At 62.4% G+C, this 13,416-nt stretch carries 12 protein-coding genes and 1 pseudogene; 9 read left to right on the forward strand and 4 right to left on the reverse strand.

The features are described from left to right. The first annotated feature begins 42 nt into the window (after positions 1–42). The 6 genes from AC0V7N_RS11860 (at position 43) to AC0V7N_RS11885 (ending at position 6,825) form a co-directional block, all read left to right on the forward strand. On the forward strand, positions 43–1,431 hold the full coding sequence (locus tag AC0V7N_RS11860; protein ID WP_475457622.1) for an aldehyde dehydrogenase family protein: 1,389 nt from the start codon (positions 43–45) through the stop codon (positions 1,429–1,431). 19 nt (positions 1,432–1,450) lie between these two features. Then, positions 1,451–2,623 (forward strand): iron-containing alcohol dehydrogenase, encoded by a 1,173-nt coding sequence (locus AC0V7N_RS11865; protein WP_475457624.1) that lies wholly within the window; start codon positions 1,451–1,453, stop codon positions 2,621–2,623. A 244-nt stretch (positions 2,624–2,867) separates the two neighbouring features. After that, positions 2,868–3,974: an ABC transporter substrate-binding protein gene (locus AC0V7N_RS11870; protein ID WP_475457627.1), complete on the forward strand. Its 1,107-nt coding sequence runs from the start codon at positions 2,868–2,870 to the stop codon at positions 3,972–3,974. Between the two features lie 64 nt (positions 3,975–4,038). Beyond that, entirely contained in the window at positions 4,039–4,956 is a 918-nt protein-coding gene (locus AC0V7N_RS11875; RefSeq protein ID WP_475457629.1) for an ABC transporter permease, read from the forward strand. Then, the gene (locus AC0V7N_RS11880) at positions 4,953–5,744 is read left to right on the forward strand and encodes an ABC transporter permease (protein ID WP_475457631.1); all 792 of its coding nucleotides are present in this window, start codon (positions 4,953–4,955) and stop codon (positions 5,742–5,744) included. The genes AC0V7N_RS11875 and AC0V7N_RS11880 overlap by 4 nt, the downstream gene beginning before the upstream one ends. Before the next feature lie 16 nt (positions 5,745–5,760). Then, the gene (locus AC0V7N_RS11885; RefSeq protein WP_475457633.1) at positions 5,761–6,825 is read left to right on the forward strand and encodes an ABC transporter ATP-binding protein; all 1,065 of its coding nucleotides are present in this window, start codon (positions 5,761–5,763) and stop codon (positions 6,823–6,825) included. Between the two features lie 51 nt (positions 6,826–6,876). Here the strand turns inward: AC0V7N_RS11885 and AC0V7N_RS11890 are convergent, their stop codons facing one another. Next, positions 6,877–7,488: a hypothetical protein gene (locus tag AC0V7N_RS11890; protein WP_496627848.1), complete on the reverse strand. Its 612-nt coding sequence runs from the start codon at positions 7,486–7,488 to the stop codon at positions 6,877–6,879. Between the two features lie 32 nt (positions 7,489–7,520). Next, positions 7,521–8,145, reverse strand: a pseudogene (locus tag AC0V7N_RS11895) (glutathione S-transferase family protein). Between the two features lie 124 nt (positions 8,146–8,269). Here AC0V7N_RS11895 and AC0V7N_RS11900 point away from each other — a divergent pair. The 3 genes from AC0V7N_RS11900 (at position 8,270) to AC0V7N_RS11910 (ending at position 11,786) form a co-directional block, all read left to right on the forward strand. After that, the gene (locus AC0V7N_RS11900; RefSeq protein WP_475457637.1) at positions 8,270–9,823 is read left to right on the forward strand and encodes a cation:proton antiporter; all 1,554 of its coding nucleotides are present in this window, start codon (positions 8,270–8,272) and stop codon (positions 9,821–9,823) included. 201 nt (positions 9,824–10,024) lie between these two features. Further along, positions 10,025–10,933 carry an endonuclease/exonuclease/phosphatase family protein gene (locus AC0V7N_RS11905; RefSeq protein ID WP_475457639.1) on the forward strand — a complete coding sequence of 303 codons (909 nt, stop codon included), beginning with the start codon at positions 10,025–10,027 and terminating at the stop codon, positions 10,931–10,933. Positions 10,934–10,940: 7 nt separating this feature from the next. Then, positions 10,941–11,786 (forward strand): EamA family transporter, encoded by an 846-nt coding sequence (locus tag AC0V7N_RS11910; protein WP_475457641.1) that lies wholly within the window; start codon positions 10,941–10,943, stop codon positions 11,784–11,786. On the opposite strand, the gene AC0V7N_RS11915 is transcribed toward AC0V7N_RS11910, so the two are convergent. Beyond that, positions 11,783–13,006 carry an MFS transporter gene (locus tag AC0V7N_RS11915; RefSeq protein WP_496627849.1) on the reverse strand — a complete coding sequence of 408 codons (1,224 nt, stop codon included), beginning with the start codon at positions 13,004–13,006 and terminating at the stop codon, positions 11,783–11,785. The genes AC0V7N_RS11910 and AC0V7N_RS11915 overlap by 4 nt on opposite strands. A gap of 89 nt (positions 13,007–13,095) precedes the next feature. After that, on the reverse strand, positions 13,096–13,413 hold the full coding sequence (locus tag AC0V7N_RS11920) for a Dabb family protein (protein WP_475457643.1): 318 nt from the start codon (positions 13,411–13,413) through the stop codon (positions 13,096–13,098). Positions 13,414–13,416: the final 3 nt, after the last annotated feature.

Raw genomic sequence — 13,416 nt, forward strand, 5'->3', positions numbered from 1 at the left:
GACGTCAAAATCAAGATTTCATGAAGTGCGAGGACTGAAGGAATGACCGAAACGGTCAAGTTGATATCCCCCATCGATGGCTCGATCTATGCCGAGCGGTCCGTGGCTACGGACCAGGCGATCAATGCCGCTGTCGAGCGCGCCAAGGCGGCGCAGGAGAAGTGGGCCGAGACGCCGATCGTCGAGCGCGGCAAGTACATGCTGGCGATGCTCGAAGCGCTGGTGGCGATGACCGACGAGATCGTGCCGGAGATCGCCTGGCAGATGGGGCGTCCGGTGCGCTATGGCGGCGAGTTTGGTGGCGTCAAGGAACGCACCAATTACATGGTCGAGATCGCGGAGGCGGCGCTAAGGTCGGTTCCCGCCTCCAACCCGAAGGACGGCTTCCGCCGCTATGTGAAGAAGGATCCGCTCGGCGTGGTCATGGTGATCGCGCCGTGGAACTATCCCTATCTCACCGCTGTCAACACCATCGTGCCGGCGCTGATGGCCGGCAACGCCGTCATCCTCAAGCACGCGGCGCAGACGCTGCTGGTCGGCGAGCGTTTTCAGCAGGCCTTCGACAAGGTCGGCCTGCCCAAGGGCGTGTTCCAGAATGTCGTGCTCAATCACGCCCAGACCGAGAAGCTGCTCGGCTCGGGCAAGATCGACCATGTCAATTTCACCGGTTCGGTCGGCGGCGGCCGTGCCATCGAAAAGGCGGCGGCCGGCACCTTCATGACGCTCGGCCTCGAGCTTGGCGGCAAGGATCCGGCCTATGTGCTGCCCGACGCCAAGATGGACCATGCGGTCGCCAATCTGGTCGACGGCACCTTCTACAATTCCGGCCAGTGCTGCTGCGGCATCGAGCGCGTCTATGTGCATGAGAAGGTCTATGACGAGTTCGTCGAAGGCTTCATCGCCGAGACCAAGAACTATGTCGTCGGCAATCCGCTGGAACAGGCGACGACAATGGGGCCGATGGCGCAGGCGCGTTTCGCCGACCTGATCCGCGAGCAGAAAGCCGAGGCGCTGCGCAAGGGCGCCAAGGCGCACATCAACATGAAGGTGGCTAACGACAAGGCCGGTTCGCCCTATCTGGCACCGGAAGTGCTGACTGAAGTCGACCACCAGATGAGCGTCATGCGCGAGGAAAGTTTTGGCCCGATCGTCGGCATCATGAAGGTGCGCAATGACGAAGAGGCGATCGCGCTGATGAACGACAGCGCCTATGGCCTGACAGCCTCGATCTGGACCCGCGACACCGAGCACGCGGTGGCGATCGGCAACCGCATCGAGACCGGCACGGTGTTCATGAACCGCTGCGACTATCTCGATCCGGCGCTGGTCTGGACTGGCGTCAAGGACACCGGCAAGGGGGCGGGACTGTCGGCCATCGGCTACGACAATCTGACCCGGCCGAAATCCTTCCACCTGCGCGAAGCCATCTGATTTTTTTGAAAGACAAGCAATGTCCAAGCTGATCTCCAAATGGAACTATCCCACCACCGTCCGCTTCGGCGCCGGGCGCATCAAGGAGCTGCCCGAGGTGTTGGCAGCCACCGGCATCAAGCGGCCGCTGTTCGTCACTGATCCGGGTCTGGCCAAGCTGCCGGTTGTCGCTTCGACGCTGAAGATCCTTGACGATGCCAAGGTGCCCTATGGCGTGTTCTCCGAGGTGAAGCCGAATCCGGTCGATTCCAACCTCACTGCCGGCATCGCCGTGTTCAAGAAGGGCAAGCATGACGGCGTCATCGCCTTCGGTGGCGGCTCGGCGCTCGATCTCGGCAAGCTGATCGCCTTCCAGGCGGGCCAGACGCGGCCGGTGTGGGATTTCGAGGATGTCGGCGACTGGTGGACGCGCGCCAATTCCGACGCGATCGCCCCGATCATCGCCGTGCCGACCACGGCCGGCACCGGCTCGGAAGTCGGCCGCGCCGGCGTCATCACCAATGAGGAGACGCACACCAAGAAGGTCATCTTCCATCCGAAGCTTTTGCCGGCGATCGTGATCGCCGATCCGGAGCTGTCGGTCGGCATGCCAGGCTTCATCACCGCCGGCACCGGCATGGATGCGCTTGCCCACTGCCTCGAAGCCTATTGCGCGCCGGGCTATCACCCGATGGCCGACGGTATTGCCGTCGAAGGCGTCCGGCTGGTGTTCGAGAACCTGCCGAAGGCCTATGCCAACGGCAAGGACCTTGTCGCGCGCGCCCATATGATGAGTGCCGCCGCCATGGGAGCCGCCGCCTTCCAGAAGGGACTGGGCGCCATCCACTCGCTGTCGCACCCGATCGGCGCGCTCTACGACACCCATCACGGCATGACCAACGCGGTGTTCATGCCCTATGTGCTCGCCTTCAACCGGGACTCAATCGAGGAGCGTATTGCCCGGCTCGCCGCCTATTGCGGCATCAAGGGCGGCTTCGACGGCTTCGCCAAGGCGATCATCAAGCTGCGCAAGGATTTGAAGGTGCCGCACGCGCTGCCGGGCCTGATCAAGGGGCTCGACATGGACAAGAAGCGCAAGGTGCTGATCGCCGACATGGCGGTGGTCGATCCGACCGCCGGCGGCAATCCGGTGAAGCTGACCAAGAAGGCGGCGCTGACGTTGCTGGAAAACGCTATCGCAGGCACGATCTGACGGCATCGTCATTGCCGAAAATTGATCTGGAAAATCAGGGCAAACCAAGGGGGGAAAGGATGAAATGCAAGGCGGAAAGTGATTAGCCGGAAAAATAAGTGATGGCTAATTGCTACAGCCCGTTAAAAAGAGTTAACTTTTTCTGCTGCCGGCCAATGGTTTCATAAAGCTTTCATCTGGCTGTCACATGAAAACGATACCGCATCGCAGGCGTCCAACGGCGTCAGTTCAACGGAGAGAACACATGTTCAAATTCACGGGGAAGGTGCTTTCCCTTTCGGCCGCGACCCTTATGGTGTCGTCGGTGATTTCGTCCGCGGCTTCGCTGGATGATCTCGTCAAGGCCGCGAAGGCTGAGGGCCAGCTCACCACCATCGCGCTGCCGCACGACTGGTGCGGTTACGGCGACGTCATCGCCGGCTTCAAGGCGAAGTATCCGGAAATCACCGTCAACGAACTCAACCCCGATGCCGGCTCCGGCGACGAGGTCGAGGCGATCAAGGCAAACAAGGACAATAAGGGCCCGCAGGCTCCCGACGTTATCGACGTTGGCCTGTCCTTCGGCCCGACCGCCAAGAAGGACGGCCTGCTGCTGCCTTACAAGGTGTCGACCTGGGATTCGATCCCGGACAGCGCCAAGGATGCCGACGGCGCTTGGTACGGCGACTATTACGGCGTGCTGTCGTTCATGGTGAACAAGGACCTGATCAAGGAATCGCCGAAGGACTGGGCCGATCTCCTGAAGCCGGAATTCGCCAATGCGGTTGCTGTCGCCGGTGATCCGCGCGCTTCGAACCAGGCCATCCAGGCTGTGTATGCTTCCGGCCTGTCGACGGGCGCCGCTGCCGGTGAAGCCGCCGGCAAGGCTGGCCTGGACTTCTTCAAGAAGCTCAACGCCGCCGGCAATTTCGTCCCGGTCGTCGGCAAGCCGGCAACGCTCGCCCAGGGCCAGACCCCGATCCTGATCAACTGGGATTACAACGCGCTTGCTGGCCGCGATACGCTGAAGGGCAACCCGCCCGTCGACGTCATCGTGCCGAAGACCGGCGTCGTCGCCGGTGTCTACGTTCAGGCGATCAGCGCCTTTGCGCCGCATCCGAACGCAGCCAAGCTGTGGATGGAATACCTCTATTCCGACGAAGGCCAGATTGGCTGGCTGAAGGGCTATTGCCACCCGATCCGCTTCAACGATCTCGCCAAGAACGGCAAGATCCCGGCGGACGTGCTGGCCAAGCTGCCGCCGGCGGAATCCTATGCCGCGGCCGCGTTCCCGTCGCTCGACGAGCAGGCCAAGGCCAAGGAAGCCATCAGCAAGAACTGGGACGCCGTTGTCGGCGCCAACGTCAAGTAACACTTGAAATCCACCGGGCGGTCGTGAGGCCGCCCGGCCCTCCCTCGAAGACGGTAGCCGGCGCATGACCGATCTCTCGCTTTCAAATCGAACGATTGCCACCCAGCCCGCGCCGCCGAATGCGGCGACCGCTTTCCGCCTGCCGACGCAATGGATCGGCGTGGCGCCTTTCTTCATCTTCGCCCTGATGTTCCTGATCCTGCCCACGATCTATCTCGTGTTTGGGGCTTTTCAGAACAGCGAAGGCAGCTTTACGCTGGACAACATCCTGCAACTGATGAGCGATCCGTCGATCAGCAGCTCCTACTGGGTTTCCATCAAGATCAGTTTCTGGTCGGCCATCATCGGCGCCTTTGCCGGGTTGGCAATAGCCATCGCCATCGTGCGCGGCGGGCTTCCCAGCTGGACACGCTCCGCGACGCTCACTTTCTCCGGTGTCGCCTCGAATTTCGCCGGTCTGCCGCTGGCTTTCGCGTTCCTGGCCACGCTTGGCCGCGTCGGCATCGTCACAACGCTTCTGCGTGATGTTCTCAACATCAACATCTACGCGATGGGCTTCAATTTTCTCACCACGTCGGGCCTGATCGCGGTCTATCTGTTCTTCCAGATCCCGCTGATGGTGGTGATCATCGTGCCGGCCATCGATGGCATCAAGAAGGAATGGGGCGAGGCGGCCGCTACGCTCGGCGCCACGCAGTCGCAGTATTGGCGCATGGTGGTCATACCGGTCCTGTGGCCAAGCTTCCTCGGCACCGTGATCCTGCTGTTCGCCAATTCCTTCGGCGCCATCGCCACGGCTTACGCGTTTGCCGGCCCGGCGCTCAACATCGTTCCCATCAAGCTCTATTCGCAGATCAATGGCGACGTGCTGCACAACCCGCAACTCGGCTATGCCATCGCCTTCGGCATGATCGTCATCACGGGCTTGGCCAATGTCTTCTACATCTGGTTCCGGACTCGCTCCGAAAGGTGGCTCAAATGAAGTCGGGAAAATTCTGGGCCTGGGTCGTCTTCATCGTCGGTGCGGCGTATTTCTTCATCCCGCTGATGGCGACGGTCGAGTTCTCGCTGCGCATGCGGCGCGGCGTTCATTCCTTCGACGCCTATCAGATCGTGCTGGGTGACGCGCGCTTCCAGTCGACCTTCCTGTATTCGGTGGTCGCGGCGGTCTTCACCATCATACTGGGTGTGCTGATCGTGGTGCCGGCGGCGTACTGGATCCGGCTGCGCCTGCCGCAGCTCAGGCCGATTGTCGAGTTCATCACGCTCTTGCCGCTGGTCATTCCGGCCATTGTCATCGTCTTCGGCTACATCAGGATGTACGGCTCGAATTCGCCGCTGCCGTTCCTGGGCAGCAATATGGGCGCCAATGCCTTGCTGGTCATCGGTTATGCGACGCTGGCGCTGCCCTATATGTATCGTGCCGTCGACACCGGACTGCGCACCATCGACGTGCGGACGTTGACGGAAGCAGCGCAGATCCTGGGCGCCGGCTGGGGGACGATCATCGGCCGCGTCATCCTGCCCAATGTGCTGATCGCCGTGCTGTCGGGCGCCTTCCTGACCTTTGCCATCGTGATCGGCGAGTTCACCATGGCCAGCCTGCTCAACCGCCCGGCCTTTGGCCCGTATTTGCAGAACATCGGCGCCAACCGCGCCTATGAACCGGCAGCCCTTGCCATCATCGCCTTCGCCATTACCTGGGGCTGCATGTCGCTCATCCAGATCCTGTCCCGTTTCGCGCCCAAGTCGTCGAACCGCCCGAATTGACCTGAGAGAAAAAGCCATGGCCGAGCCATTCCTGTCCATCCAGCACGTGAGAAAGTCCTACGGGTCCAACACCGTGGTCCAGGACTTCAGCCTCGACGTCGAGCCGGGCGAGTTCGTCTCGTTCCTCGGACCATCCGGTTGCGGCAAGACCACGGTCCTGCGCATGGTTGCCGGCTTCGAGGAGCCGTCGGCCGGCAAGATCGTCGTTGCCGGCAAGGACATCACCCGGCTGAAGCCCAACCAGCGCAATGTCGGCATGGTGTTCCAGGCCTACGCGCTGTTTCCGAACCTGACGGTGGCACAGAACATCGCTTTCGGCCTCAAAGTCGGAGGCATGAACAAGGCCGACGCTGACAAGCGCGTCGCCGAGATGCTCGACATGATCAAGCTGCCGCAGATGGCCGATCGCTACCCCTACCAGCTCTCCGGTGGCCAGCAGCAGCGTATCGCGCTGGCGCGTGCGATCGCGCCGAAGCCGAAGCTGCTGCTGCTCGACGAACCGCTGTCGGCGCTCGATGCCAAGGTGCGTGTGTCGCTGCGTGAAGAAATCCGGTCGATTCAGAAGAAGCTTGGCATCACCACCATCTTCGTCACCCACGACCAGGAAGAGGCGCTGTCGATCTCCGACCGCATCGCGGTCATGTATGGCGGCAAGGCCGAGCAGGTCGCCACGCCGTTCGAGATCTACAACCGGCCGGCAACCAAATTCGTCGCCAATTTCGTCGGCACGCTGAATGTGCTCGAAGGCAAGGTCACCGATGCCGCGGCCGGCACGGTACAGGTCAACACGCAGCAAGTCTCGCTCAAGGGCAAGCTCAACGGCTCGAAGTCCGGCGACACGTTGTCGCTGGCGCTGCGGCCGGAAGCGATCTCGCTCGGCCTCCAGCCTGGCCGTGACTCCAGCCTGTCGGGCGAAATCTCCGAAGTGCACTTCCTCGGCTCGGTGATCCGGGTTCGTGTCGGCATCGGCGGCAACACCGTGTCGCTCGACACGTTCAACAGCCCGGCCACACCGCCGCCCGCCGTTGGCGAAAAGGCCGACATATCGTTCTCGTCGAGCGATATGCTGGTGCTGCATTAGCAGCACCACCATTACTTTGGATAGTTAGAGGCGGAGCCAGGCCGCTGCGGCCTATTCGGTGGGGCAACGTCCCCAAAGGATAGGTTGTGCGAAGCTGAAATCGATCTCCAGCAGGGTATTGGGTGACATCATCAGCAAGGCACTCGTCCCGTTGGCGTTCTTCAGAATTTCCTTGCCGTTTCCACTGCCGAGCACCTCAATTTGCTGTTCGATGTTCCATCGGTAGTTATAGGATATCCCCGTTTTGAAAATGTACTCTCTGTGGACCGCGTGCTTCGAGCGGGTAATCGGACCAATAATGTCGAAGGAATAGTCCGTCAATTTCTTGAAGGACTCTCCAAACTTGTCGCAGTATTGCTTCATCTTGTCTTCGCTGGTCAGGTCGGAATAACCAAGGTCGATCCACTTCCCTTCGATGAGAGAAATCAACGTCCCGTTAGTCTGCTGCGCCCAAAGTCCCATGCCCGGGTCCGGTCGCGTCGTTCCCAGTAGTTTGATCTTAGCTGCCGCCAACTCATCATATAAAGCGGAAGCGCCAGCCGCCGGCGAGAGCAGTATCAATGTGAACAACGTTGCAGACAATCTCAGCATGGGAGGTCCTCGATCAACCAATTGTTGCGACATGACTTTGGCGATCAGTAATAAACGACCGCTGGTTTTCAAAGGTCAAGGCTGATTGTTATGCTGGCCCGGCTTCAAGCTGGTGCGATGAAGGGCTGCGAAATCACCTGGAAGACCGGCAGGGCTTCCATCCGCGCGGCGTGGGCTTCCAGAGCGGAAAGGCAGCCAGCGAAATGAGCCCCGGATGTGCCTCGCTGATGAAGCGCAGCACGGCGGCAACCGCGATGTCGGCATGACCGATGCGGTCGCCAAACCAGTAAGGTGTCGACCGTTTGGCACGGTCGGCCTCCAGCACGGCAAGCACGGTCTCGATCTGCTTGCTGCAGCGCCCAGCCCAGAGGTCGGAGATCTTCTCGTGCAGCCGCTTCTCGTAGAACAGGCTGACCGCCTTGTCGCCGAGCTCGGTGGCCAGGGCTGAGATTTTCAGCGCCTGATAGCGCAGCGGCTCCTCTGTCGGAAACATCCTCTTCTCGACCGGGACGAGACTATCAAGATAGTCGAGCATCAAATGGCTTTCGATCAGCACCTCGCCATTGTCCAGCACCAGGGTCGGCACCCGTGTCAGCGGGTTATAGGGCCGTATCTTGTCGGCATCGCCGAAAGCCGACCACGGACGATGCTCGAAGGCTATGCCATAGAGGGTCAGCGCGATGCCGACGCGGCGCACGAAGGGCGAGTCATCTGGCCGATGAGGATCATGCCGTTCTTGTAGGACAGGAGGCGGTTTGAGGCGTATGGCCAGAGGGCTTGAGTTTGATGGCCAATCCACCGCATCCTGCAGGATATTTGCGCCGGCAATCCCGTCTCACGGATATAAAAGCCCATGGCTCTTTTCGAACTCACCCTTGTCCTGCTTTTGACGGCTGTTGCGCTGACCGCGCTGTCGCGGCAGCTGGAGATCCCCTATCCGTCCCTGCTGGCTTTGGCCGGGGTAGGGATTGCCTTCGTGCCTGGCGCGCCAATGATCGAGATCGATCCGGAACTGGCGCTTGCCCTGTTCATCGCGCCGGTGCTTCTCGATGCGGCCTATGACACCTCGCTGCGCGACCTCAAGCGCTACCGGCTGTCGCTGGTTCTGCTGGCGCTTGGCGCCGTCGTCTTCACCACCGTCGTCGTTGCCTTCGTCGGCTGGAAGATGGCCGGCCTGCCGATCGCGGCGGCAATCGCGCTCGGCGCCATCGTCGCGCCGCCGGATGCGGTGGCGGCATCCGCCGTGCTCGGGCAATTCAAGGTGCCGCACCGCATCACCGCCATCCTGCAAGGCGAGAGCCTGCTCAACGATGCCACCGCGCTCTTGATCTACCGGCTGGCGGTTTCGGCGGCGCTCGGCTCGATCATGCTGAGCAACGCCATTCCGACGATCCTGTTGTCGACCATAGGCAGCCTGATCGCCGGCTATGTGCTTGGCCGCTTCTCGCTGCTGACGCTGGCAAAGATAGAGGACGCGGCGAGCAGCACGGTGGTGCAATTCGCCGGAACGTTCGGGGTCTGGATCCTGGCGGACAAGTTGGGCCTTTCGGCCATCATCACCATCGTCGTCTACGCCATGACCCTCGCGCGCCGGGCGCCGCGCCACATGTCGGCAAGGCGGCGCGTCAGCACCTATTCGGTCTGGGAGACGGCGGTGTTCGTGCTCAACGTGCTGGCTTTCGTGCTGATGGGCCTGCAGGCGCGATCGATCGTCGGCCGGCTTTCGGGCGAAGGGCAAGGCCAGGCCCTTCTGTTCGCCGCCACGGTGCTGGTTGTCGTCATCGTCGCACGCCTCGTCTGGGTGGCGAGCTACGTGGCGATCATACGATGGTTTGCCCGCTTCGGTGGCGAGGACAGAAGGCGGGATGTCCCGACATTTGGCGGCGCCGTGCTCGTCGGCTGGTGCGGCATGCGCGGGCTGGTGACGCTGGTGGTGGCCATTGCCCTGCCGGCCGATTTTCCCGGCCGCGATCCGATCGTGCTTGCCGCCTTCGCTGTGGTTCTGGGTACGCTGGTGCTGCAGGGGATGACGCTCAAGCCTCTGCTGCGGATACTCAACTTCGACCCGGATACGACAATAGACCGCGAGGTGGCGCAGGCGCGCGTTGCCATCATGCAGGCAGCACTCGATGTGTTGAGCCGCAAGACATCGGCCGCGGCGGCTGTCGTGCGCGAACAGTACGAGGCTCAGCGCGTCATTGCGGAAAACCCGGAGGACGCTCAAGCCGCGACCGAATACGACCGGCTGCGCCTCTATGCCATCAACCGCCAGCGCGACACGCTGGAGGAACTGCGCCGCAACGGTACGATCGGCGATGAAGCCTATCACCGGCTGGAGGAAGAGATCGACTGGGCGGAGCTGGCGGCGTCTCCGGCTGGCCGGTTCCAGCCGCTGACGACCGACTAGCACCAACTTCACGCTATCGCTTCACGGGACGCTCGCGTCGTTTTCCGGCGCGCGGAGGATACCGGAGTGGTCCGGAATCGGTGCATGATCGCGCAGCGGGGCAGGGGGGCGCTTCTGGCACAAGCCGCTGCCATTCTCCTGCACATTGCAACCAATCCATCGAACCGCTACTGCCATCACCGAAAGTGAGCCGGATAAGCAATGAAGCTGGTCAGCTACAACATCCAGTACGGATTCGGCAGCGACGGCCGCTACGATCTTTCGCGCGCGGCGCGGATCGTTGCCGACGCCGACATCATTGCGCTGCAGGAGGTCGAGCGGCACTGGCAGCGCAGCAATTTCGACGACCAGCCGGAGCTGCTGTCGCGCCTGCTGCCCGACTACCACTGGGTCTACGGGCCGGCCTTCGACATGGACGCCAGCGATCGGCGGGACGGCCGCCTGGTCAACCGGCGGCGGCAGTTCGGCACCATGGTGCTGTCGAAGCTACCGATCGCCTGGTCGCGGCTGCATGCACTGCCGATGCGCCGCACGCTGCGGCCGCTCAACACGCGCAACGCGGCACTCGAATGCATGATCCGCACGCCGGCCGGCCCGGTGCGGCTACTGTCGCTGCATCTGGCGCATATCGCGGCAGAGGAGCGGCTGGAGCAGATCGACTATCTGCTCGCCCAACATCGCCGCGCGCCGTCCGAGGGCGGGCCGTGGAGCGGCATCGACGACGAGCCCGCGCGCAACTGGACCAGCGGCGAAGCCGAACCGGAAAACCCGCTGGCGGCGATCTGGATGGGCGATTTCAATATGGAGCCGGGCAGCGCCGAATATCGCCGCATCGTCGGGAGCACGCCCTATCATCGCGGTGCGGCCTATCTCGACGGCTTCGTCGATGCCGCCGCGGTGGCGATCGAACCGGCGGATGACTTCCACACCCATGAGAAGATCATCGATGGCAGACTGGCAAAGCGTCGGCTCGACCACTGTTTCGTCGGCGGCATGTTCGCCGGGCGGGTGCGCTCGGTCGGATCCGATATGGGCGAGGTGGCGTCCGATCACTTCCCGGTCCGGATCGACATCGACCTCGAAACGCCGCTCGGCTTGGGAGGTCGGTAAGCCCAAAATGACGCTTTTCGTCTTCTTCGCGGTGCTTGCCGCCGCCGCCATGCACGCGATCTGGAACGCGCTGGTCAAGGTCCATCTCGACCGCTTCCTGTCGATCACGCTGATGACGCTCGGCATGGGCGCCGCCGCACTCGTGGTGCTGCCCTTTGTCGAGTTTCCGAAGGCGGAGGTGTGGCCCTACATCATCGCCTCCGTCATTTTCCACATGGGTTACAGGACCTTCCTGATCGGCGCCTACCAGGCCGGCGACTTCGCCCAGACCTATCCGCTGGCGCGCGGCACGGCGCCTTTGCTGGCGGCGATCGGCGGCATGTTCGTCGTTGCCGAAGTGCCGGCGCCGCTTGCCATTGTCGGCATCCTGCTGCTGTCGGCGGGCACGCTGGTGATGTCGTTTCGCGGCGGCGCGCATCTGGAGAAGCTCAACCTGCGCGCCGTCGGCTTTGCGCTGGGCACCTCGATCTTCATCGCCAGCTATACACTGTCCGACGGCAGCGGCGCGCGGCTGGCGGCAACAGCGCAGAGCTATGCTGCCTGGCTGTTCATCTGCGATGCCTTTGGCGCGCTGGTGCTGTGCCTCATCTTCCGCGGGCCCAAGGCGCTTCCCGTTCTGGCGCGCGACTGGAAGACCGGGCTGTTCACCGGCGTGCTCAGTGGTGCCGCCTACTGGATCGTGATGTGGGCGATGACCAAGGCGCCGATCGCCTCGGTGGCGTCGCTGCGCGAGACCTCGATCCTGTTCGCCATGCTGATCTCGGTCTACGCGCTCGGCGAGAAGATGACGGGCTGGCGCGGTGCGGCCGCGCTCAGCATCGTCGCCGGAGTTATCGCGCTCCGGCTGGGTTAGCTGCGCTCCAGAACCGTCATCACCTGGCCACGCCGCTCCGGACTGAAGCGGATGACGACGATGATGCAGACAGCGACCACGCCGGCAAAAAGCGCCAGCGCATAGCCGTAGCTGCCTCCGGCGCTTTCCGCGATCCCAGCCTGATACGGACCGCCATAGGAGGCAGCGAGATTGCCAGCCTGGTAGATGAAGCCCGGCAAGGTCGCGCGCACGGAGCCTGGCGACAGTTCATTGAGGTGCACCGGGATGACGCCCCAGGCGCCCTGAACCGCGACCTGCATGATGAAGGCGCCGACGGCGAGCATGAACGGCGTGGCCGAGTAGGCCCATAGCGGGATCGATGGCAGGGCGATCAGGCAGGCGAGCGTGATCGCGTTGACGCGGCCGATCTTCTCGGAAAGCGCGCCAAAGGTCAGGCCGCCCGCGATGGCGCCGAGATTGGCAACGATAGTGATCCAGCTCACCGTGTGTGGATCGAAGCCATGCTGCTTCTTCAGGAAGGTCGGGTAGAGGTCCTGCGTGCCACGGCTGAAGAAGTTGAAGAACATCATCAGCACAACCGCATAGAGCGCGACACCCCAGTTCTTCTGAAGCGTTTCCAGCAGGCCAGGCCTGGGTGCCTTCTGCGCCTCGACGAAGGCGGGCGACTCCGGCACGTGCGAGCGGATGAAGAGCACGATCAGCGCCGGTACGAAGGAGAGCAGGAACATGGCGCGCCAGCCGATCGTGTAGCCGCCGATCGTCTGCTGGTAGAGCAGGCCATAGACCACCGCCGCCAGCAGATAGCCGGCCGGATAGCCGCATTGCAGGATGCCAGAGACGATGCCGCGGGCGCTGGGCGGAACGGATTCCATGGCGAGCGAGCTGCCGAGCCCCCATTCTCCGCCCATGGCGATGCCGAACAGTGCGCGCAGCGCCAGGAAAATACCGAGATTGGGCGAGAAGGCGGCGAGCGCACCGATCACCGAATAGCTGACGATGTTGAGCATGAGGATGGGCTTGCGCCCGTATTTGTCGGCGAGCATGCCAAAGAAGAACGCACCGATGAAGCGCGTTGCCAAGGTCAGGAACAATGCCTTTGAGACCGCCGGGACATCCGTCTGGAATTCACTCGCAATATCGGTGAGCAGGAATGTCAGAAGGAAGAAATCAAAAGCATCGAGCGTCCAGCCCAGGAATGAGGCCAGAACGGTTTTCTTCTGCTCGGCAGTGAGATTCAAGGCGTCCTCCTTTGGCTCCCCCGAGCAACGATATGTCGCCCGGTTCGCAAAAGAGAACAGCGATCAGCCGGCTTTCGAAGAACCGCCGGTCACTTTTTCGTAAGATCGAGGTCGAAGACCATCAAACCGTCGGTGCCGCCTTCGAGCGCGGCGACAAGCCGGGCGCCGGCGCGCTGGTGCGCTTCATGCACGAGATAGGCGTCGCGCGCAGCGGCATCGCGGAAATCGATGGTGAAGCCATGGCTGAAGCCGCGGGCGAACGGCTCCGGGCTGACATTGGCGCTGAAGTGGACTTTGTCCATGCCGTCAATCACCTGTCGTAGCGCTTCGAGGTCGGCGTGGATTGCCGCGCGCTCACCGTCGGGGACATCGCCGCGAAACCTGACAAAGACACAGTGCCTGATCATCTT

It is taken from the genome of Mesorhizobium kamtschaticum (assembly GCF_056174585.1).

Bases quoted from the DNA above. Each gene is read 5' to 3' on its own strand.
- AC0V7N_RS11860 (WP_475457622.1), top strand. From the start codon at position 43: ATGACCGAAACGGTCAAGTTGATATCCCCCATCGATGGCTCGATCTAT.
- AC0V7N_RS11865 (WP_475457624.1), top strand. From the start codon at position 1,451: ATGTCCAAGCTGATCTCCAAATGGAACTATCCCACCACCGTCCGCTTC.
- AC0V7N_RS11870 (WP_475457627.1), top strand. From the start codon at position 2,868: ATGTTCAAATTCACGGGGAAGGTGCTTTCCCTTTCGGCCGCGACCCTT.
- AC0V7N_RS11875 (WP_475457629.1), top strand. From the start codon at position 4,039: ATGACCGATCTCTCGCTTTCAAATCGAACGATTGCCACCCAGCCCGCG.
- AC0V7N_RS11880 (WP_475457631.1), top strand. From the start codon at position 4,953: ATGAAGTCGGGAAAATTCTGGGCCTGGGTCGTCTTCATCGTCGGTGCG.
- AC0V7N_RS11885 (WP_475457633.1), top strand. From the start codon at position 5,761: ATGGCCGAGCCATTCCTGTCCATCCAGCACGTGAGAAAGTCCTACGGG.
- AC0V7N_RS11900 (WP_475457637.1), top strand. From the start codon at position 8,270: ATGGCTCTTTTCGAACTCACCCTTGTCCTGCTTTTGACGGCTGTTGCG.
- AC0V7N_RS11905 (WP_475457639.1), top strand. From the start codon at position 10,025: ATGAAGCTGGTCAGCTACAACATCCAGTACGGATTCGGCAGCGACGGC.
- AC0V7N_RS11910 (WP_475457641.1), top strand. From the start codon at position 10,941: ATGACGCTTTTCGTCTTCTTCGCGGTGCTTGCCGCCGCCGCCATGCAC.
- AC0V7N_RS11920 (WP_475457643.1), bottom strand. From the start codon at position 13,413: ATGATCAGGCACTGTGTCTTTGTCAGGTTTCGCGGCGATGTCCCCGAC.